The sequence below is a fragment of the Luteibacter sp. dw_328 genome, assembly GCF_018449605.1.
Classification (GTDB): Bacteria; Pseudomonadota; Gammaproteobacteria; order Xanthomonadales; family Rhodanobacteraceae; genus Luteibacter.
Genome location: NZ_JAAVUW010000002.1, coordinates 273602 through 294390 on the forward strand (window position 1 = coordinate 273602; position 20789 = coordinate 294390).

18 protein-coding genes are annotated in these 20789 nt (G+C 63.2%); 9 read left to right on the forward strand and 9 right to left on the reverse strand.

Translation table 11 applies throughout. The features are described 5' to 3' along the window. Positions 1 to 48 precede the first annotated feature (48 nt). Complete coding sequence (locus HB634_RS05825; RefSeq protein ID WP_213947898.1) at positions 49 to 1155, forward strand: catalase family protein; 1107 nt, start codon at positions 49 to 51, stop codon at positions 1153 to 1155. Between the two features lie 21 nt (positions 1156 to 1176). Here the strand turns inward: HB634_RS05825 and phbB are convergent, their stop codons facing one another. Both phbB and gluQRS read right to left on the reverse strand, forming a co-directional pair. Beyond that, on the reverse strand, positions 1177 to 1917 hold the full coding sequence (phbB, locus tag HB634_RS05830) for an acetoacetyl-CoA reductase (RefSeq protein WP_063573618.1): 741 nt from the start codon (positions 1915 to 1917) through the stop codon (positions 1177 to 1179). A gap of 57 nt (positions 1918 to 1974) precedes the next feature. After that, positions 1975 to 2847, reverse strand: coding sequence for a tRNA glutamyl-Q(34) synthetase GluQRS (gene gluQRS / locus HB634_RS05835; protein ID WP_213947899.1), 873 nt, complete (start codon positions 2845 to 2847; stop codon positions 1975 to 1977). Positions 2848 to 3051: 204 nt separating this feature from the next. Between gluQRS and htpX the strand changes: the two genes are divergently transcribed. The 6 genes from htpX to HB634_RS05865 all read left to right on the forward strand — a co-directional run bounded on the left by htpX (position 3052) and on the right by HB634_RS05865 (position 9879). After that, the gene (gene htpX, locus HB634_RS05840) at positions 3052 to 3942 is read left to right on the forward strand and encodes a protease HtpX (protein WP_213947900.1); all 891 of its coding nucleotides are present in this window, start codon (positions 3052 to 3054) and stop codon (positions 3940 to 3942) included. A gap of 82 nt (positions 3943 to 4024) precedes the next feature. Then, positions 4025 to 5890 (forward strand): molecular chaperone HtpG, encoded by a 1866-nt coding sequence (gene htpG / locus HB634_RS05845; protein ID WP_213947901.1) that lies wholly within the window; start codon positions 4025 to 4027, stop codon positions 5888 to 5890. A gap of 142 nt (positions 5891 to 6032) precedes the next feature. Then, entirely contained in the window at positions 6033 to 6938 is a 906-nt protein-coding gene (locus tag HB634_RS05850; RefSeq protein WP_213947902.1) for an AEC family transporter, read from the forward strand. 38 nt (positions 6939 to 6976) lie between these two features. Further along, positions 6977 to 7375, forward strand: a complete 399-nt coding sequence (locus tag HB634_RS05855; protein ID WP_063571358.1) for a S4 domain-containing protein — start codon at positions 6977 to 6979, stop codon at positions 7373 to 7375. A 2-nt stretch (positions 7376 to 7377) separates the two neighbouring features. Further along, complete coding sequence (locus HB634_RS05860; protein WP_063571357.1) at positions 7378 to 8055, forward strand: hypothetical protein; 678 nt, start codon at positions 7378 to 7380, stop codon at positions 8053 to 8055. 108 nt (positions 8056 to 8163) lie between these two features. After that, positions 8164 to 9879, forward strand: a complete 1716-nt coding sequence (locus HB634_RS05865) for a hypothetical protein (RefSeq protein WP_213947903.1) — start codon at positions 8164 to 8166, stop codon at positions 9877 to 9879. Positions 9880 to 10074: 195 nt separating this feature from the next. Here HB634_RS05865 and mutS read toward each other — a convergent pair whose 3' ends face one another. Then, positions 10075 to 12660, reverse strand: coding sequence for a DNA mismatch repair protein MutS (gene mutS / locus HB634_RS05870; protein WP_255548401.1), 2586 nt, complete (start codon positions 12658 to 12660; stop codon positions 10075 to 10077). 197 nt (positions 12661 to 12857) lie between these two features. Between mutS and HB634_RS05875 the strand changes: the two genes are divergently transcribed. Both HB634_RS05875 and HB634_RS05880 read left to right on the forward strand, forming a co-directional pair. Further along, on the forward strand, positions 12858 to 13271 hold the full coding sequence (locus tag HB634_RS05875; protein WP_213947904.1) for a nucleotidyltransferase substrate binding protein: 414 nt from the start codon (positions 12858 to 12860) through the stop codon (positions 13269 to 13271). Positions 13272 to 13282: 11 nt separating this feature from the next. Then, positions 13283 to 13606: a nucleotidyltransferase domain-containing protein gene (locus tag HB634_RS05880; protein WP_213947905.1), complete on the forward strand. Its 324-nt coding sequence runs from the start codon at positions 13283 to 13285 to the stop codon at positions 13604 to 13606. 25 nt (positions 13607 to 13631) lie between these two features. On the opposite strand, the gene HB634_RS05885 is transcribed toward HB634_RS05880, so the two are convergent. The 6 genes from HB634_RS05885 to HB634_RS05910 all read right to left on the reverse strand — a co-directional run bounded on the left by HB634_RS05885 (position 13632) and on the right by HB634_RS05910 (position 20708). After that, complete coding sequence (locus HB634_RS05885; RefSeq protein WP_213947906.1) at positions 13632 to 13859, reverse strand: hypothetical protein; 228 nt, start codon at positions 13857 to 13859, stop codon at positions 13632 to 13634. Between the two features lie 694 nt (positions 13860 to 14553). Further along, positions 14554 to 14820: a hypothetical protein gene (locus HB634_RS05890; protein WP_213947907.1), complete on the reverse strand. Its 267-nt coding sequence runs from the start codon at positions 14818 to 14820 to the stop codon at positions 14554 to 14556. Between the two features lie 84 nt (positions 14821 to 14904). Continuing rightward, the gene (locus HB634_RS05895) at positions 14905 to 16941 is read right to left on the reverse strand and encodes a hypothetical protein (RefSeq protein ID WP_213947908.1); all 2037 of its coding nucleotides are present in this window, start codon (positions 16939 to 16941) and stop codon (positions 14905 to 14907) included. Between the two features lie 56 nt (positions 16942 to 16997). Next, positions 16998 to 18680, reverse strand: coding sequence for a type IV secretory system conjugative DNA transfer family protein (locus tag HB634_RS05900; RefSeq protein ID WP_213947909.1), 1683 nt, complete (start codon positions 18678 to 18680; stop codon positions 16998 to 17000). 31 nt (positions 18681 to 18711) lie between these two features. Next, positions 18712 to 20193, reverse strand: a complete 1482-nt coding sequence (locus tag HB634_RS05905; RefSeq protein ID WP_213947910.1) for an XVIPCD domain-containing protein — start codon at positions 20191 to 20193, stop codon at positions 18712 to 18714. Continuing rightward, the gene (locus tag HB634_RS05910; protein ID WP_213947911.1) at positions 20190 to 20708 is read right to left on the reverse strand and encodes a hypothetical protein; all 519 of its coding nucleotides are present in this window, start codon (positions 20706 to 20708) and stop codon (positions 20190 to 20192) included. Before HB634_RS05910 ends, HB634_RS05905 begins: the two co-directional genes overlap by 4 nt. Between the last annotated feature and the right edge of the window lie 81 nt (positions 20709 to 20789).

A 20789-nucleotide genomic window follows, 5' to 3' on the forward strand; every position in this document is an offset into this window, starting at 1 on the left:
ACGAGAGCGGCCGCAGGATAAAACGCTACCCCGCCGCTCGAGATCGCCATGCCCCTCTCCCTGAGTCCGCCGCCGATTCGTTTCGACGACTCCCTCGAGCACGTCGAGCCTGATGAGGCCGAGACGGCCGAACAGCTGATCGAAACCCTTACCGGCATCAACCAGACCACCCTCGAGCACGAAAAGCACGCGTATCGCTCCGTGCACGCCAAGAGCCACGCACTACTCACCGGTGAGCTAGTGGTTCCGGACGATCTGCCGCGCGAACTCGCCCAGGGGATTTTTGCCAGGGCAGGGCATTATGGCGTGGTCATGCGGCTGTCGACGGTACCGGGCGACATTCTCGACGACAGCGTCTCCACGCCCCGTGGCATGGCGGTGAAAGTCATCGGCGTCGAAGGCGACAGGCTGCCTGGCAGCGAGGGCGACGTGACCCAGGATTTCGTCCTGGTCAATGGCCCGGCCTTTTCCGCACCGACAGCGAAAAAGTTCGCAGGCACGTTGAAGCTGGTCGCGGCGACCACCGATCGCGCCGAAGGTGCGAAGAAGGCCCTTTCGGCTGTGCTCCGTGGCACCGAACGCCTGGTCGAAGCCTTCGGTGGCAAGAGCTCCACCTTGCTCGCACTCGGCGGACAGCCCGAGACGAATCCGTTGGGCGATAGCTACTTCAGCCAGGCGCCGCTGCGCTTCGGCGAATACGTCGTCAAGGTGTCGATCGCGCCGCGCTCACCCAACCTCACCGCGCTCACGGATGCCGAGCTCAACGTCAACGGTAAACCGAACGGCCTGCGCGACGCGATGATCGAGCACTTCGCGACCGAGGGTGGCGAGTGGGATGTGCGCGTGCAGTTCTGCACGGATATCGAGTCCATGCCGATCGAGGACGCATCCGTGCCGTGGCCGGAAGAGAAGAGTCCCTATATTGACGTGGCGCGCATCGTCGTACCGCCGCAGCCGGCCTGGAACGAGGCGCGGCGCGCGGCTATCGACGACGGTCTGGCTTTCAGTCCCTGGCACGGTGTCGTCGCCCATCGGCCGTTGGGCTCGGTGATGCGCGCGCGCCGGCTGGCGTACAAGGTGATGGCGAAGTTCCGTGCACATCACAACAAGGTGGCGATCCACGAGCCGGCGTCGGTCGACGACCTCCGGCTCTGAGTCACCCGATCCCCGTGGGCCTTACCAACCCATGTAATGGCCGCCGTTGATGGCGAGGTTCGAGCCGGTGATCCAGCTCGATTCCTCGCTGGTCAGGAAGGCCACCGCGTGGGCGATCTCGTCCGGACGGCCGAGTCGGCCCACCGGGATCTGCGCGATGATCTTCGAGCGGATGTCTTCGGGCACCGCCATGACAAGGTCGGTCCCGACGTAGCCCGGCGAGACCGTGTTGACGGTGATGCCGAAGCGCGCGTTTTCCTGGGCCAGCGAGATGGTGAAGCCGTGCATGCCGGCCTTGGCTGCCGCATAGTTTGCCTGCCCGTACTGGCCTTTCTGGCCGTTGATCGAGCTGATCTGGACGATACGGCCCCACTGGCGCGAGCGCATGCCCTCGATGACCGGGCGGGTGACATTGAACACGGCATTGAGGTTGGTGTTCACCACGTCCGTCCATTGCTGGAAGTCCATCTTGTGGAACGTGGTGTCGCGGGTGATGCCGGCGTTGTTGATGAGGATTTCGATCGGTCCGGCGAGGTCCTCGATGCCGCGAACCATCGCCGCGGCGGAGACCGGATCGGCCACGTCGCCCTGGACCATCACCACGTCGATACCGTCGCGGATCATGTCTTCATGCCAGGCGTCGGCCTTGGCCTTGTCGCGGTAGTTGGTAGCTACCCGATGACCCTGGCGCGCAAGGTAGCGCACGATCGCCGTACCAATGCCGCCTGTGCCGCCGGTCACCAGTGCCGTGCGTTGCGTAATGCCTTGCTTCATCCTCGCCCGTTTCCCATAGAGGCCCGCCGCGCGGGCAAACGATTCTTATAACGCTCCACCGACCCCAAGACTACTGCGGCGGAGCGACGCAGGCTTGAACTCGTTCAGCGCGGCGTGAAGCAGATCACGGGGTGAATCGGGGCCCGCGGGGGCTTTCGCACCCAGCCGTTCGAGCGCGAGCCGCAGGGCGGGCAGGGGATCCGCCGGGTCGACGGGCAAGGCGGCGGCCGACTTCGAGAGCTTCCTGCCGTCAGCGTCCAGGACCAGGGGGAGGTGCAGGTAGCCGGGCGTCGCCAGCCCGAGTAGCCGCTGCAGGTAGATCTGCCGGGCCGTCGAATCGAGCAGGTCCGCGCCGCGGACCACATGCGTGATGCCCTGCTCGCCGTCGTCGACGACGCAGGCGAGCTGGTAGGCCCAGAGGCCTTCCACACGGCGGACTACGAAGTCGCCAGCTACTTCCAGCAGGTTCTCGGCCAGGGGGCCTTGAAGGTCGTCGTGCCAGTGGATGGTGTCGTCGGGCGTGCGCAAGCGCCACGCCGGCGGCCGGTCGGGGTCCGGGGCGGCGACACACTGGCCATGACGGTGCATGCCGCCGTGGACCGCCAGATCGGCCCGGCTGCACCAGCAAGGGAAAACATAACCTTCCGCCCTGAGTCGTGCAAAGGCGGCCTCATACGCCTCGCCGCGCGTGGACTGATACATCACCGGGCCGTCGGATGAGAGGCCGAAGGCGTCCAGCGTGGTCAGGATGGCGGCAGCCGATCCGGGCACCTCACGTGGTGGGTCGATGTCCTCGATGCGAACCACCCAGGCACCGCCGTGGTGGCGTGCGACCAGCCAGCTGCCGACCGCGGCGACCAGTGAGCCGAAGTGGAGGGCACCGGTGGGTGAGGGGGCGAACCGGCCGCGGTAGTTCATAGGGTGTAACCGAACACGAGTTGAGACGTTTCTCACAGCGTGCATGACGCGAGGGCGACAGTGTAGGCGATGCCGTCAGTCGACGAACCGCGCTGGGGCGCCATCCCATGAACGGCGCGGGCTGCGGGGATTGAATCATTCGGCGTTCGCCCCGAAAACTTCGCTTGAGGCGGTGCCATACGCCATCCGCCAAGAGAGACAGACATGTTCAAACGTATCGGGCTTTTCATCGCGACCAATCTCGCGGTCATCCTTCTTCTCAGCATCGTTTGCCGCGTGCTGGGTATCGATCAGTGGGCCGCCCAGAAGGGCATGGGCCTGACCGGATTGATCGTCTTCGCCTCGGTCTTCGGCATGGGCGGTGCCTTCATCTCACTGGCCATCTCCAAGTGGATGGCGAAGATGACCACCGGTGCCAAGGTGATCACGCAGCCGGCCAACGAAACCGAACGCTGGCTGGTCGACACCGTGCGCCGCCATGCCGAGAAGGCAGGCATCGGCATGCCCGAGGTGGCTGTCTACGACGCCCCGGAGATGAACGCCTTCGCCACTGGCATGACGCGCAACAACGCGCTCGTGGCGGTCAGCAGCGGCCTGCTCCAGCAGATGGACCGGGAACAGGTCTCGGCGGTCCTCGGCCATGAGATCGGCCACGTCGCCAACGGCGACATGGTGACCCTGACCCTGATCCAGGGCGTGCTCAACACGCTGGTGATCGTGCTGGCCCGTGTGGTCGGCCGCGTGGTCGACAGCTGGATGAGCGGCGGTCGCGAGCGCGACGGCGAGGGCGGCATCGGTTATTTCGTCGTGGTCATGGTCCTGCAGATCGTCTTCGGCCTGTTCGCGTCGATCATCGTTTCGTGGTTCTCCCGCTGGCGCGAGTTCCGCGCCGATGCGGCCGGCGCCAACCTGGCTGGCCGTGCCTCCATGATCTCGGCCCTGCAGCGCCTGTCGGCCAATCACGGCGACACCAGCCTGCCGCAGACCATCCAGGCCTTCGGCATCTCCGGCCACCTGGCCAGCGGGTTCAAGCGCCTGTTCATGAGCCACCCGCCCATTGAGCAGCGCATCGCCGCCCTGCAGGCCGCCAAGTAAAACAATGTGGGAGCCGCCGGTCTTTTTTCAGGGTCGTGCCGCCCCCATAATCGGGGGCTATCCACCCTGAAGGAACGGCACCGTGAGCCAGGAAACACGTAAGTTCGAAGCCGAGGTCGCCCAGGTCCTGCACCTGGTCACCCATTCCCTCTACTCGCACAAGGAAATCTTCCTTCGCGAGCTCATTTCCAACGCCTCCGACGCCTGCGACAAGCTGCGCTTCGAGGCGGTCGGCAACCCCGACCTGACCTCCGACGACCCGGAACTCCGTATCCAGATTTCCTGGGATCCGGAGGCGCGCACCGTGAGCGTGCGCGACAACGGCATCGGCATGAGTAAGGACGAAGTCGTCGCCAACATCGGCACGATCGCCAGCTCGGGCACCCGTCGTTACCTCGAAGCCCTTTCCGGCGAGCAGAAGGCCGACGCGCGCCTGATCGGCCAGTTCGGCGTCGGCTTCTATTCCGCGTTCGTCGTGGCCGACAAGGTCACGGTCATCACCCGCCGCGCCGGCGAGCCGACCGAGGCTGGCGTGCGCTGGGAAAGCGATGGCAAGGGCGAATACACGCTCGAAGACATGAATGTCACCGAGCGCGGTACGACCGTCGTGCTGCACCTTAAGGCCGACGAAGACGAGTTCCTGAAGTTCTGGACGCTGCGCGCGGCCGTGACCAAGTACTCCGACCACGTGGCTTTCCCGATCCGCATGCCGGCCGAGAAGGATGGCAAGCCCGATCCGACCGAGTGGCAGACGATCAACTCGGCGTCGGCCCTGTGGAGTCGTCCCAAGAGCGAGATCACGGACGAGGAATACCAGAACTTCTACAAGGCGCTCGGTCACGACTTCAACGACGCGCTGGCCTGGACGCATAACCGCGTCGAAGGCAGCCAGAGTTTCACCACGCTGCTCTACGTGCCGGAACAGCCGCCGTTCGACCTGATGATGGGCGGCCGTGAAGAGCGCAAGGGCCTCAAGCTCTACATCAAGCGCGTCTTCATCATGGATGCCGCGGAAGAACTGCTGCCGAACTACCTGCGCTTCGTGCGTGGCGTGGTCGACGCCGACGACCTGCCGCTCAACGTGAGCCGCGAAATCCTCCAGCAGAACCGCCAGCTCGAGCGCATCAAGGCCGCCTGCACCAAGCGCGTACTGGACCTGCTCGAGAAGGTCTCGCGCGATGAGCCGGAGAAGTTCGCGACGTTCCTCGCCGGCTTCGGCAATACGCTGAAGGAAGGCATTGTCGAAGACACCGCCAACCGCGACCGCATCGCCAAGCTGCTGCGTTTCGCTTCGACCAAGGGCGAAGGCGCGGCAAAGACGGTGTCGTTCGACGACTACATCGCTCGCATGGGCGAAGGCCAGGACACCATCTGGTACGTCACCGCGGACAGCTACGCCGCCGCTGCCGGCAGCCCGCAGCTGGAAGCGCTGAAGGCCAAGGGCATCGAAGTGCTGCTGATGTCCGATCGCGTCGACGAATGGATGCTCGGCTACCTCACCGAGTACGAAGGCAAGCGCCTGCGTAACGTGTCCAAGGGCGAGTTCCCGCTCGACGAAGCTGACAAAGCGAAGCAGGAAGCGGCGTCCGCTGAAGCCGCCCCGCTGATCGAGCGCACGAAGGCCCTGCTCGGCGATCGCGTCGGCGACGTTCGCGTCTCCGCGCGTCTCACCGATTCGCCGTCGTGCCTAGCGCTGGCCGACTTCGACCTCGCGCCGCACCTTGCCCGCCTGTTGCGTGAAGCCGGGCAGGATGTGCCAGAGTCGAAGGCCGTGCTCGAGTTGAACCCCGAGCATCCGCTGGTCAAGCGCCTCGCCGCCGAGACCGACGATGCCAAGGCCGGTGACATCGCCGGACTGCTCCTGGAACAGGCCGAGATCACCGCCGGCGCACAGCTCGCCGATCCCGCCGCCTTCGTCCAGCGCATGAACCGCGTCCTCCTCGGCTAAATGTGGGAGCCGCTTCAGCGGCGATGCTCTATGTAGGAGCCGATTCATCGGCGATTGGGTGCTCGCGTCAACCTTTAACGGCTGCGCTTGCACCATCGCCGCTGAAGCGGCTCCCACACAGAGCCTGCTATCGTCGTCTCCCATGTCAGCCTTGCTAATTCTCTTCGCCTGCCTCGCCCTCGGCATCCTCTGCCGGCGCTTCGCCACGTTGCCCGAAGGGATCGTCCCCGGTATCAACTGGTGGGTGCTCAACATCGCGTTGCCGGCGCTCGTGCTGGCGCTGGTGCCGCACGTCACGATCGATGCGCGGCTCTGGTTCCCGGTCGTCGGCATGTACGTCACGTTCTTCGGGGCATGGGCACTGTTTGCCACGCTCGGCCGGATTTTCGCGTGGTCGCCTGCGCGGGTCGGCTGCCTGACCCTGGTCTGCGGCCTCGGCAATACCTCGTTCATGGGCTATCCGATGATGGAAGCCCTGCATGGCAAGGCGGGGCTTTCCGTAGCGGTCATCGCCGACCAGCTCGGTTGCTTTCCGATGCTGGCAGCAGGCGGCATCGTGGTGGCGTCGTTGTACTCGGGCCGGGGTGCGAGCGTGGCTGCCATCGTGCGCCGTGTGCTGACTTTCCCAGCCTTCGTCTGCCTGGTGATCGGCGTGGTCGTCGGGCTGCTGGGCGGGTGGCCCGCGGGCATCGAGAAAGTGATGCTGCAGATCGGCTCGACATTGACACCGCTGGCGCTGTTCTCGGTCGGCCTTCAGTTCCGTCTGCACCTCCAGCGCGATCAGCTGGGTGCGCTCGTCACCGGGCTGGGTTGGAAGCTGGTGTTGGCGCCGCTGGTGGTGTTTGGCATCGGTATCGCCGCGGGCATCAGTGGCCTGACCCTTACGGTCGGCGTCCTGCAGGCTGCCGTGGCGCCGATGATCTCCGCGGCGATCCTGGCCGACCAGTACGACCTCGAGCCCCGTCTGGCGAACACCGTCCTTGGCGCCGGCATCCTGCTCTGCCTGATCACGGTGCCATTGGGCAACCTATTGCTGCCTGCGGGCTGAGGCTTGGCTTTGCGCCGCTGCGACCTCACACTTTCCCCATGACCGAAACCCCGACGATCCCTGGCGTGCGTGCCGATGTGTGGCTCTGGGCCGCCCGCTTCTTCAAGACCCGCGCGTTGGCCAAGGAAGCGATTGTCGGCGGCAAAATCGAGCTCAACGATGCCGCGTGCAAGCCGGCGAAGACGGTGCAGATCGGCGACCACCTGAAGATCACGAGGGGCGACGAGCGCTTCGTGGCGGTCGTCGCCGCGCTGTCCGAAAAGCGTGGTCCGGCGCCAGAGGCGCGCAAGCTCTACACCGAAACCGAAGAGAGCATCGCCGAACGCGAGCGTCAGCGCGAGGATCGCCGGCTCACTGGCGGCGCCTTGCTTCGCCCCCACGGTAAGCCGGACAAGCACGCACGCCGTTTGATCCAGGACCTGAAGAAGACGCTCTGACCATGCTCGTTCCCACCGACATCGTGCCGGGACGGCTGCTCAGTCGTCATGGACGCACGCGTGGCCATCGTCTCCTGCAAGCGATCGGCAGGCTGTTTCCGTCGTTCGCGATGCGATCCGGCACGGCGCTCGACCTGCACCAGTACGGCATCGTCGTGCGCCGTGCCGCGCAGCGAAGAATCGTCTTCGTGCCGTTCATGGCGATGGCCGATCTCCACCTCTATCGCACGGGTCGGCGACTGTCCGGGCCGGCCGATGCGCTCGCATTTCGCCGTGGTCCGGACGATCCGTGGGTCGACGTGCTCGACGACCATGGCGACGCATTCCATCTGCGCGGCGAAATCATCGGCGGCCAGTTGCGTGAGCGCGGCCCCCTGGCGTTGCGCACGCTGGAAGCCGGCGAGGTGCTGACGTTCCACGCCGTCACGCACGCCGTCGTTCGATTGAGCAGCGTGGGTGTCGATATCGACGGGCAGCACTTTTCCATCGCGGACATCGCGAAGCTCGACGAAGGTGGTCCGGACGGTTCGTTGCGACTGTTGGACGCTTACGGCCACACGCTGTGGAGCGTGCACACGCTGTCGCTGTTCAGTGCGGATCTTTTTGTTGTGCTGATGCGCACGATGATCGAAGCGCACCAATATGGCATCACACAAAAAAGGCCAGGTCCGGCGCCCTGAGCGTCGGCGACGGTCCGGCTAGTGGGGCCTGCATCACGGTATGCCTACCGAGAATTGGCCTTTACTTGTCTGCTCGACGGTTGTGGTGTTCAATCGACGGACGCCGGCATGGCGATCCAATCATCAGGGAACAAGGACAGTATGATGTTTTACGCTCCTCGTAATGCGAGCGCTCGTATGCGCTCCTTGCTCTACTTTGGCTTGGGAGTCGCATTCCTGTGCCTGGCGCCGGCCGCTCACGCATACGCCGGCGAATCATCGGGCACACCGGCGGTACCCGAGAGCACCGCCCCAGCAGGCGGCGGCGCTCTGCCGGTTCCGTACACCCCCGAAGAATCGACCCAGCTTTGCGAAGCCAACTTCACAGAAGTGCCCGATTTCATCGGTGGGACGCTGCCCGTATACGGTACCTGGACACTCACATCGTCCGGCGAAGACACGCACGGCGCCATAGCTCGCCTCAAGGCGTTCCTTGGCAAGATACCCGACACCAGGATCGCGCACGAGGAATACCGCGGTTCGAAGGGCATTGTGGATATCATCGCGCTTGGCCCCATGTTTGCCGAACCGTCGAAAGTGACGGTGCCGCGTTACGCTCCACTTGAGATGCGTGTCGAGTTCGATGGGGAAATGGGCGCGACATCGCTGGTGATCCGCCCTTGGCGAAAGCAACAAGGCACGCGGGACATACTCAAATACGCAGCTTGCTCCATGCTCGCTGCCGCCGCGACAGGCAAGATGCCCGCGCTACCGGAACAGCTCAAAAAGACACCCATGTTCAACAATCCGTTCAAGAAGAACGTGGATCCACAGTTTGGCGACGAGGGCGAGCGCAGCCGTCAGGGCAAGGACGCACTCTTCCAGCGCGCGGAGCACGCGGGCAAGGCGTTCGTCGTCATGCCCGTATTGCGATTTCTCAAGAAGTACCCTGACATGAGCGTCGACCAGCTCCGCGAGGAACAACTGGTCAATTTCTGGCTGGATCACACAGCGATGGTTGAGTGGCGGCGTGCGGATGATCCCGCCGCAATGATTCGTGTCGGCGCTACCTGGAGCATGATCGAGCGTGGCCTGGATGGCTATGTTTACGCGTTATCCAGAAACGGCAAATCCGACTACACGATCTTTATCGTCGATCCTGGCGCCTATGAACTAAAAGGGACGAGTACCGAAGTCCGTCGCGCGCCGATGCCGGACATGAGCGCAAAGGCGTGGTCCGACAGGCCGTCTATCGGCACCGCCTCATTCAAGGCGACAAAGGATACTGAGTACTACAAGACGCAAGTGTGGCAGGACGCCAAATACCAGACCAAAACCTATACCGAGACGTATTGCGCGCTCATGAGCGCAACGACGGGGGGGTGCATGGGCTTCGACGTGGCGACCCGCAAGTACGCGGAACAAGTGGATTCTGCTGGCTACAAGGAAGTGGAGCTCGATAAGCAGGTGGGCGGCCTGGTCGTAACGACTGAACTCTCTCGTCCGTTTGCGACGTTCAAGGTGGGCAAGGGCGACGTCGTTTTCGCGGACGGATTCATCCTCGACGGTGCCAGCGTTGCCGTCGATCATGACGCCTGCAAGCAGACGAGCGAGGATGTGGCTAGCTGTAGCATGAAGACGTTCAATCTGATTCGGGTGCCGATCAAGGCCGAGAACATCGCAGAGTGGCAGGGCGACCGGATCGGCGTTCCGTCATTAGCCGCATTGTTCGCCAGGGCAAAGCCGGCAGCGATAACCGTGGCATCTGGCACCTCCGCGCTTCCGGAAAAACCCGGCACGTTCGAGGCGGGCTGGGGCACGCGCTACTCGCTAAAGAGCAAGTAAAAGAACCGCCCCCCGAAACTCATCCCGGGCTGCTGACGCGGGATGAGGCGGGGGACGTGACGGGGCGGGAAGATGGAGAGTCGTAAGCCCCGTTGCGGGTGAGCCGATGGCTCAGACCGCGAGTTCACTATAGGAAGCTGCCACCCAGAGGGGAATTCGATTGTTCAGATCGACCCGATAGGGTGTCTCAATGGTTCACTGCAGCATTTTCTTGAGCTTGTAGAGGCGGTCCAGCGCGTCGCGCGGCGAGAGTCCGTCCGGATCCATGGCGCGAAGCGCCTCCTCGACCGGCGACGGCAGGGATGGCGCGAACAGACCCATCTGCGGCGTCGCGGCAGGCGGCGTCGCGACGGCGACGGTCACCTCGTGACCTTGCTCGAGCGCCGCCAGATAACGGCGTGCATCGGCGATCACCGCCTTGGGCAAGCCGGCCAGCGCGGCCACCTGCAAGCCGAAGCTGCGGTTGGCCGGGCCATCCTTCACGGTGTGCATGAAGACCAGCTGGTCGCCGTACTCGACGGCATCCAGATGCACATTGGCGATGGTCCGGAAGTCCTGTGCCAGTTCGGTCAGCTCGAAGTAGTGCGTGGCGAACAGCGTGAACGCGCAGCTCGTGGCGGCCAGATGGACGGCCGCCGCACGCGCGAGCGAAAGCCCGTCGTAGGTGCTGGTACCGCGACCGACCTCGTCCATCAGTACGAGGCTGCATTCGGTGGCGTTGTGCAGGATGTTCGCTGTCTCGCTCATCTCGACCATAAAGGTGGACTGGCCGCGGGAGAGATCGTCGCCCGCACCGATGCGGGTGAAGATGCGATCGATCGGGCCGATGGTTGCGGCGGACGCCGGTACGTAGCTGCCGACATGGGCCAGCAGCACGATGAGCGCATTCTGCCGCATATAGGTGGATTTACCGCCCATGTTCGGGCCGGTGATGACCAGCATGCGACGGCTCCGGTCCAGCACGAGGTCGTTCGGCTCGAACGGTTCGTCGCGCACCTTCTCGACCACCGGGTGGCGGCCGCGCTCGATGTGGATGCCTTGTTCGTCGGTAAGTGCGGGCGCTGCCCAGTCCAGCGTTTCGGCGCGCTCGGCGAGATTCGCGAGCACGTCGAGTTCGGCCATGGCGGTCGCCGCGATCTTCAGTTCGGCAAGGCGATCGGTGAGCTTGTCCAGCAGCAATTCGTAGAGCGCGCGCTCGCGCATCAGCGAGCGCTCCTTCGCCGAGAGCACCTTGTCTTCGAACTGCTTGAGCTCTTCCGTGATGTAGCGCTCCGCGTTCTTCGTGGTCTGCCGCCGCGTGTAGTGCTGCGGCGCCTTTTCGGAATGCGCCTTGGTGATCTCGATGTAATAGCCGTGCACGCGGTTGTAGCCGACCTTCAGCGACGAGATACCGCTGGCCGCCTTTTCACGCTCTTCCATGTCGACCAGGAACTGATCGGCGTTGGTGGAGAGCTGGCGCAGTTCATCGAGTTCGTCATCGTAGCCTTCGGCCAGTACACCACCATCGCGCAGCAGCGCGGGCGGCTGCGCGATCACGGCGCGAGCGAGCAGGGCGGCGGTGTCGGCGTGATCGCCGATGCGTTCGACGAGGCTGTGCAGCAGCGGGCTATCGAGGCCAGCGATATCCTCGCGCAGCGACGGTGCCGCAGCGAGGCCGTCGCGCAGGGTGGACAAGTCACGCGGGCGCGCCGAGCGCAGGGCGACGCGCGCGAGAATGCGTTCGAGATCGCCGATGCCGCGCAGGCGTTCGCGCAGCGTGGCATGACGGCGCGCATCAATCAGGCTGCCGATGGCCTGGTGCCGACCACGCAGCACCTGACGGTCGCGCAGCGGGCGGTTGAGCCAGCGACGCATCAGCCGCGCGCCCATCGGCGTGACCGTTTCGTCGAGTACGCCGAGCAGGGTGTTCTCCACGCGACCGCTCTGGTGCGTATCGATCTCGAGGTTGCGCCGCGTGGCGGCGTCCATCGCGATCGTCTCACCCGCGTTTTCCACGGCCATGCCGGTGAGATGGGGCAGGGCGGCCTTCTGGGTTTCCTCGACATAGCCGAGCAGGCAGCCGGCTGCGGCAACGGCCAACGGCATGCCGTCCACGCCGAAGCCGAGCAGATCACGCGTCTTGAAGAAACGGCACAGCTCGCGTCGCGCGGCGTCGCCGTCGAAATGCCAGGGCTGGCGCTTACGCAGGCCGGGCAACGTGGAGACGAGCTTGGGCCACGCGACATCTTCGCCGACGAGGGTCTCCGCTGGTTGCAGGCGTGCGAGTTCGGCCGCGAGGCCTTCGGCGCTGCCCACTTCGGTGAGCAGGAAGCGGCCGGTCGAAAGGTCCACCCAGGCGAGACCGTAGCCTGTCTGGCCGGCGGCGATGGAGAGCAGCAGGTTGTCGCGGCGCTCTTCCATCAGCGCGGCGTCGGTCACCGTACCCGGGGTGACGATGCGCACGACCTCGCGCTTGACCGGGCCCTTCGACAGCGCGGGATCGCCGATCTGCTCGCACAGCGCCACCGACTCGCCCAGCTTCACCAGGCGCGCAAGGTAGTTCTCGACGGCGTGGTAGGGCACGCCCGCCATGGGGATCGGCGCGCCGGCCGACTGGCCGCGCTGGGTCAGGGTGATATCGAGCAGACGGGCCGCCTTGCGGGCGTCGTCGTAGAAGAGCTCGTAGAAGTCGCCCATCCGGAAAAACAGCAGGATGTCCGGGTGCTCGGCCTTGGCCGCCAGGTACTGGCGCATGAAGGGCGTATGCCCGGCGCCAATCGAGGTGTCTTCTGCTAAAGCCATGATTTTCCGAGGTTCAATGCCGAGGGCGCGCCACTCTGGCGCGCAGATCGCCCATGATACCGGGCCTCGCAGGCCCCCGCTCCCCCGTAGGAGCCGATTCATCGGCGATCCGGGCTTACCTCTCCGCCTCTACCACTTCCTTCGACGGATGCCTGACACTATGGCGTCGCGCGGTCGGTGGACGAAGGAGTGCAGGAATGAGTAGCCATGTGTTGGATCTGACGCCGTTGGAGCGCGCGGTGGCTCGGCTGCGCGAGGGCTGGGTCCGCTATCAGGAGGACATTACCGATACCCAGATTCGCGATGGTCTGATTCAGCGCTTCGAATTCACGTATGAAATCAGCCACAAAATGCTCAAGCGCTTTCTCGAAGTGACATCCGCCAACCCTGCCGAAGTGGACGCCATGCCATTCCAGGAACTGATTCGTAGTGGCAACGAACGCGGTCTGCTGCGCGGCGATTGGCCGGCATGGCGGAAATATCGGGACATGCGTGCCAGGACTAGTCACACCTATTCCGAGGACGTAGCGCTTCAGGTCGTGGGCGGCATTCCGGATTTCATTGAGGAAGCGGCGGACCTGTGGCAACGATTGAGCGCCGCCAACACATGAGCGGCGAGGGCATGGCTGTTCCCGAGATCGACATTCGCCCCGAACAGTGGGCTCTTGTCGCTGACATCCTGCGGGAATACGTGCCGCACTACGACGTCTGGGCCTTTGGCTCGCGTGCCAAACGCACCGCGAAGCCATTCTCCGATCTTGACCTCGCCATTATTACCACCGAGCCGCTCGCCCTGGAGCTGCATGCGGCACTGGTCGAACAGTTCTCGGAATCCGACCTCCCGTGGAAGGTTGATGTGGTGGACTGGGCCTCGACGAGTGGCGTGTTCCGGGAAGTGATCAGGCGCGACAAGGTGGTTGTTCAAACAGCCCGCCGCCCCTTGTAGGAGCCGATTCATCGGCGATCCGGGTTCACCCCACCGCCGCAGCCACATGCAACCCCGCACGCCCCTCAGCCAAACACCAAAGTCCCCTCTGCGTCATCGCTCCGATCGCATCCAGCGCCAACGACATCTGTGCGCAATCCAGATCCTCGGATTCGTGCACCAGCTCAGCCAACAACTGAGTCACGCCACGAGAGTACTGCAACCACTCGGTGGCCTCGTTCAACAGCTCATGCGCGTTGGCATCGGTTTCCATAAGCATTGCCTGCTCCTTGTGTGTCCGCCGCGCGTTTCCAAACGCGGCACGCCGGGCAAGAGCGCGACGTGCCGCGGCCCATCGGACCCGCGGTTTCACCGGCTGTCCGTGACCGGACGCCGGGCGGCTGATTGAATGAAGTGGTAAGCGGCGTTAGCGCGTTTTCTTCGGCCAGCCGGCAACGTGCCGGGTGCCACGGCCAAGAAAATTCTGATGCAAACGACGAACGCCGCGGTTCTTCAACCGTGTCTGCGCTAGATGCAGACGGCCCGGTTTCCGCTGGGGGTGCCGCCTTGGGGATCTGGCGGGCGGGCGAGTGCCGTAGAATGGTGGGCAGCCATGATCAACTCCGATAGTAGTTGGTTTGGTTAGTGGGTCAGGGGTGTTCCTAAGGCACCCTTGGCCCGCGCTTCTCACCGCATCGAGCGATGGTTGCCCGCGACGTGTTCTTGTCGATGACGCGAGCAACGATGTGACCCTAGCAAAACAAGTTTGGGTTGTCTGTAGGGGCTGCAATCGGTAGCAGATATTGCCGTCTTTGCCCCGCTGATCGACGTAAGTTCGAGTGCTCATGCCTGAGATATTTCTTCAGGCAGCACGTTCGCTTTTGTCGGAAGACGCTCGAAGAAACTCCCATTTCGTCAGCCAGTTGCGACGGTTTTGTCGGAAGACGTTTTCGGGTCACCTGATTTATTCAGTCCGCATTTATTCGCCGAAGTCGTTCGTCTTTTTTACTGAGCTTCTCAATGGGCGCATCACGGCAACCGCATTCGCCGGCGGAGCCGAACGTCATGGCTGGCTCCATGGCGATGAACGCCCAGCCCTGCTTACCACCCAGGCGGATCTTGCAGACGCCCATGAGGCCCGTTTGCGCCTGGGTGTATCCATAGGCGGGTACGTCGGAGATGTCGGTGGCATTCGCGGTCGCAAAGTAAAGGATCTTTGAACTGTTGACGTCCATGACCTCAGCCTTCCCGGGGCGCATGCAATAGTCGGGGCCATCGTCGGCGCCGCCTCCGCTATACATGAGTACAAGTAGTCAGACCTATTTCGCGTCGATCACGTACCGTTTGGCCCCCGGCGCTTCGATGGCGCTCGGATTTGCATCCGTCGGTTTGGCGGTGACCTGTACTGGCACGGGATGGGCGTCTGCGAAGATGCCTGACTTTACGGGCGCGACGTCCGCCGTGGCCTGGCGACCCATGGCAGCCGCGTTAGCCATGGCGGGTACGCGCCAGAGACTGAACCGCGTGATGGCACAGGTAATCGTGTCCGAGTCGTCCTTCTTGCACGCATTCGTATCGATAGCGGCACTATCGGCGTCTGCCCAGAAACCGTCGATAAGCGCGACGTCACCGGGTGTCACGGTGAAGCTGGCGAACGGCCGCGTCAGTGTCGCGCTCACCGCCAGGCCTCCAGCGGCGCGCTTGTGAGAGACGTCCTCGTAATGGGCGGGGGAGACCATCTCAGTATTCGCCACCTGCTCGTGGGCGACATATGCGCAACCACTGCCATTGGGCTGCGTCACACAATAGGGCTGGTCGACCATGGTCGTTCGGTAATCGGCACTCTTCCATTCCTGCGTGCGGTAATACTCGGTGTCCAGTGTCGCGGCAAGCGTCACCGTGCCGATCTTAGGTGAAGTGGTCGCGTGGCTCTCGGTTGTCGTCGGGAGGGAGGCGCGCCGCAGCTCGAGTGAGGCCTTCTTCAAGTCATACGTGCCGGGGTCCACGAAATAGACGGTGTACAAGCTATCGTGCCAGGGGATGGCGGCAGTCCAGCCCCTGAAGCCTTCGGCGAACTCGTTCGCGCCATAGCCGGTTGTCAACTGGTTGTCCGGATGTGCACGGTCCTGCCACATGGTGACGGCCGTCGCATCTACCCAATAGTCGATCAGGGCCTTTTCGCGCTTCTGGCTCTGTGTCATGGAACCGTACTTGTCTTTCAGGTCCACTGCGGGCGTGATCACGAAAGCCTTGCCAGCATAGATGGCGCGCTTATAGAGCGCTTCATGCGACTGACTCTGTAGCGAGGTCTTGCCCTCGGCTTCCCTCCGATCGCGGTTGAATGAAGGAATGAGGGCCCGGCTGAGGTAGCCTCTGGGCTTCTCTGGCTTGGCCGCCTGATTGGCCATGGCCGCTAGCGTGCACATGAGATAGCCGATGCGCCCCGCGTTCATCTTGCGACCCGCCCTCGGTTGAGCAGTGAGTGAAATAGCCGCCATGCCAGCGTCGTATTCGATGTGGACAGGGAAGGGCGGCGTTTCACCGTCCTTGCTACTGGAGCTTGAGTCGACGTACGACGACGTCAAGACGACATCAACGTCGAGGCGGCCGATCTTGCCAGCGTAGCTATCGTTTCCGACCCTTAGATCGGACATGCCGCCGGCGCCCTTCTTCACGCGTTCAAGAGCGGCACGCGCGTCGTCGCCACCGGGGCCGAGCGTCCACGTTGCGAAAACCGGACGCGTGTCGTCCACCTCGCCAGTCAGACCCTCGACGTTCGCCGTGCAGATGCGCGAAGACTCTTCAGGCGTGACCGGGGCCGGCATCGTCCCACCAGCCGCGGCCGGCGCGGACGTGTCACTGCGTGTTGCAAGCGATCCGAGCGACGTGCCACCACCCGTCTCACCACCCGACGACTGCAGTCGGGCCAGCATGCCGCACATCGCCGGGCGGATGTTTTCGGACGTCGCTTGCATGCCCGGAGGCATGTGAGCAGTCATCGAGACGGTGCCCTGGTCGTTTGCATTTACTTCGATGCCGAACGGGCGGGTCTTCTTGCCGGGCCTTTGCACCAGCATGAGCATGCCTTTCCCATTGCCGATGACGTCCTTGCCGACCTCAAAGCCATCCGCCGTCGCGATGTCTCGCATTTTCATAAGCGCATCGCTAACGCGCAATTGCGGAATCTTGATGCGGGTATCGAAGACCAGGCCGGTGGCCTCGTCGCCGCCGGCCTGAAACGAAGCCTCACAGGCATCGGCGGCGTGCACGGCAGCGCAGGGCGCCAGTGCGAGGGTCAGGCTTACGGCCAGAAGGCGGGCGGCGCGAGCGCGCCCAGGGTGACGTGAATCAGACATCGTGCTTTCCTTGTTCCCTGAAGAAGATGTCGTCCATCGGGGCGACGTGTTGCAACTCATATGGTAAGTGGTGTCACGGTCGCTTTTGGCATCAACCGTGAAGTGAAATACTTGTCTTCGTAATACCGGATCTTCTCGCACATCACCGGATGTGGAATGCCTTCGTACAGGAACACTTCCTTGTCCGTGCCCATCGACTTCAGTTCCTGCGGGAGCATCAGCGCGCGCTTCTCTTCCGAGTGGCTCCTGGATACGTCACCGTTCTTGTTCTTGGTGATGTTCTCGCGGCGTACCGTGGTGTAGCCGAGCATGTCGGAGTAGTCGTTGGCGTCCTGCTGCTCGCGCGGTGCGAAGACGATCTGCAGCGCGTGGTTGGTGATCACCGTGCGCGATACGTCCCTGCCATAGGTGGCATCCAGCTGCGCCATGCTCTGGATGATCGGGAGCAAGCGGATATTGTAGCCAGCCATGTACGACACCGCCGAAGCGATGATCTCCACCTTGCCGATGGACGTGAACTCGTCCATGAGCAGCAGGCACTGGTGCTTCAGCTCCGGATTGTTCTGCGGCAGTTCCTTGGTATTGAGGTTGATCAGCTGGCTGAAGAACAGGTTCACGATGAGGCGGCTTTCCGCCAATTTGTTCGGCTGGATGCCGATGTAGATCGTCATGCGCTTCTTGCGCACATCGGTCAGGAGGAAGTCGTCCTCGCTGGTCGCGGCATCCAGCACCGGGTTGATCCAGGCGTTCAGCGGTTCCTTGAAGGTGCCAAGGATCGATGCGAAGGTCTCGTTGGCCTGTGACAGCATATTGGCGAAGGCGGACTGCGCGTTCGCGCTCAGGAACGATTCCTTCGACAGGGCGGTGTACAGCTCGCGCAAGTCGGTGCCGTCACCGGACGAGAGACGGTAGATCATGCCCAGTGTCGGCTTGCTGCGGACGGCCATGGGTCGATTCTTTCGCTCGTCGTCTTCCCACTTCTCGCAGAGGTAAAGCGAAAAGGCCATGAAGGCGTTACGCGCCTGGCTGACCCAGAACTTCTGCTCGTCCGAACCATCCGGGTAGAGCATCGAGGCGATGCTCATGAGATCGGAGACGCGGAAGGCAGGATCCCTCGAGACGTAGCTCAACGGATTCCAGCGGTGTGTCCGGCGATCTTCGGCGAACGGATTGAACAGGTAAATTTCCTGACCCTGCGACTTACGCCAGCCACTGGTGAGGTCGAAGTTCTCCTGCTTGATGTCGAGTACGACGATAGATTCCTGATAATCGAGCAGGTTGGGGATCACCACGCCGACGCCCTTGCCCGAACGGGTGGGGGCGGCGAGGATGACGAACTGCTGGCCGGGCAGGCGAACGAGGTCGCCTTTGTACTTGCCGACGAGGATGCCGTTGGGCGCGGGCGAGAGCATCTTCTGCTTGCGAAGGTCGCCGCCATGGGCGAAACGGGCATCGCCGTGAATGGCCTGTTTCTTCTTCCTGGTGAGGAAGTACAGCACCACGAACCAAAGGATGAGCGGGATGGCGAAACCAAGCACGCCGGCCGTCTCTATTTTCCACGCGAAGGGCCGGACCTGGGGCAGGTTGAGTGCCCGTACATATTCGTAATACGTCGCCAGCCGCAACGGAATCTGTCCGAGGCGGAGGAACAGCAGGGTGAGATAGCCCGAAAGCAACTCACCCGCGACGAGAGCGACCACGAAAAGGCCGATCGCCCAATATCCCCTTGTCTTACTCATGCGCTGTCTACCTTTCCTTTGCTTCTGGGAATCACAAGCCGTGCGAGGGCTGTGTCCTTTCCTGGTGGGTTGGCATTTGCTGGCTGGCCACCTGGGCCTGCTGCTGGGCCTGTTGGGCGGCTTGCTGCCACTGCACGCTGCTTTCGGCGACCGACGTACTGGCGGCCTGTTCGGTCGGCATCTCGGCCATGCGCTTCAACGGCGAGTCGGCTGTTCCCTGCACGGCATAGATACGTGAGGCATCGTCGCTGAGCACGGCCTTGTCGATCCGTTCGAGACCCTCCTGTCTTGCTTTGACCACCAGGCTGCCGGCGACGTTCTCGCTGGCGACATCGGGGTGGCGGCCGTGGGCGCGGTCCAGCTCATGGACCGCCTCCCGCGCCTGCTTGAAGAGCGGATGGTCGGGGTGTGCGGTGTGATCGAGCGATACGCCGGGCTTGTCGTGTTCGAACCAGGTGCCGGGGTGGGTCAGGGTGTTCCAGGCGCCCTGGGCTTTCGCTTCTACCGCGTGGACCCCGTCGGCAATGTCGTGGCCGACATGCTGGACGCCCGCCTTGAGGTGGTCGAACCCCTCCTTCGCCTCGTGGACCGCGTACTGCACGCCGTGCTCGACCGCGACAACACCCGCACCTAGCGCCTCGGCGGCACGATGTTCGACGGCATCCTTCAGGTCGCCGATCGCTTTGGGAATCTCCCACGCAGCAGAGAGACCCATGCGGATGTCCGCAACGTCGTTGCGATAACGGTCGATCATGCCTTCGTGCGCTTTGTACCGCGCCTGGTTCTCCGGATTGATGATGGACTCACCAAGCAGTTTGCTGTTTGGTACGAAGTTATCGATGGCGTGGGAGTCGAAGTCGATCGCCTTGATTGGGTTACGGGGACTGAGGATGGTGCTGTCATCGCGGTAGCCCGCATGGGTCAGGGTGTCGACGTCCTTCTGCGCCGCATAGACGCGAACTTCACCAAAGTGCGGACTCGCCGCGCTGACGACATCGCCAGCGCGCACGTGATCGATGACCTGAGAGCCACCTTCAGGCACACCCTCACGGAGCCCGGCAGCACCGTAAGCGTTGAAGGTCTCTCCCCTGAGGCCGTACTTCGAAGCGTTGATTTCGGCGAGCGTTCCGCCGAGGGAATGGCCGGTTACGGTGATATCCGGGGGCGCTCGCCCCTGGTCTTTGGCGAGTTGGTTGGTCTCGGCGATGACCTTTTCGGTGAATGCGGTGGCGTCCGCGGTTTGGAGGTTTACCCCGGCGATCACCATCGTCGCGTCAACGCCGCCATCGTGAACGGGCTCCCGATCGAACTCGGTACCCCGATACGCAATGATGACCTGCTGGGGCTGCACGTCCTCGCGCACGTAGGCCTGCGCCTGGAACCCGGTGTTGGCGTTGTTCGCGGTGTCCAATACCCGGTAGGTGATGCCGTCCAGGGTTACCGTCTCGTTCTTGGCGGTATCGTGATAAACATCCTGAGACAGTAGGGCGTAGTCGGTCGAGCGCGGGCTCATTGGAGCTTCTCCGCGGCTTTCAGCGTGATGGTAAAGGTGCGCTCAGGCTCGTTGTATGCCGACTTGCTGGGGGCGCCCACATCAATACTGTCGTGGCTGACGTTCTCGTACGAATGCAGGGAGAAGTACCGGACGACCTCTGTTCCGGCAAGGATGTCCTTGAGGTAGATGGCCGGGCTGAAGTTCACCTGGCCGTGGTGGAAGTCAGCTGTGGCTCCTACGATGGACCAGTGACATACGCCGAGGCCGAAATAATCTTCGTCCTGCACGTGATCGACGTAGACAACGCCTTTGTAGACGCCATCGCCGGTCCGCTCATAGACCACGGGAAGCGCCTTCTTGGGTTCGACGGTGGCACCGTTGTAAGGCGTCAGTGGAACACAGGCCGGATTCATGACTTTGTAGTCGACGTGACCTCCGATGGCCTCGAAGGCTCCCGGCGCACCTTTCACCGTAGCTGTGATTTCGTACCGCATGCGAGGATTCGGGTTGAGCTTGATGTCGGGATTCTTCATGGACGCACCGTAAGCAGAAAAGGTCAGGGAAAGCAGGGATGTAAGAGCGAGGATTCGCAGTAGTCGCGTTCTTTTTGTGAC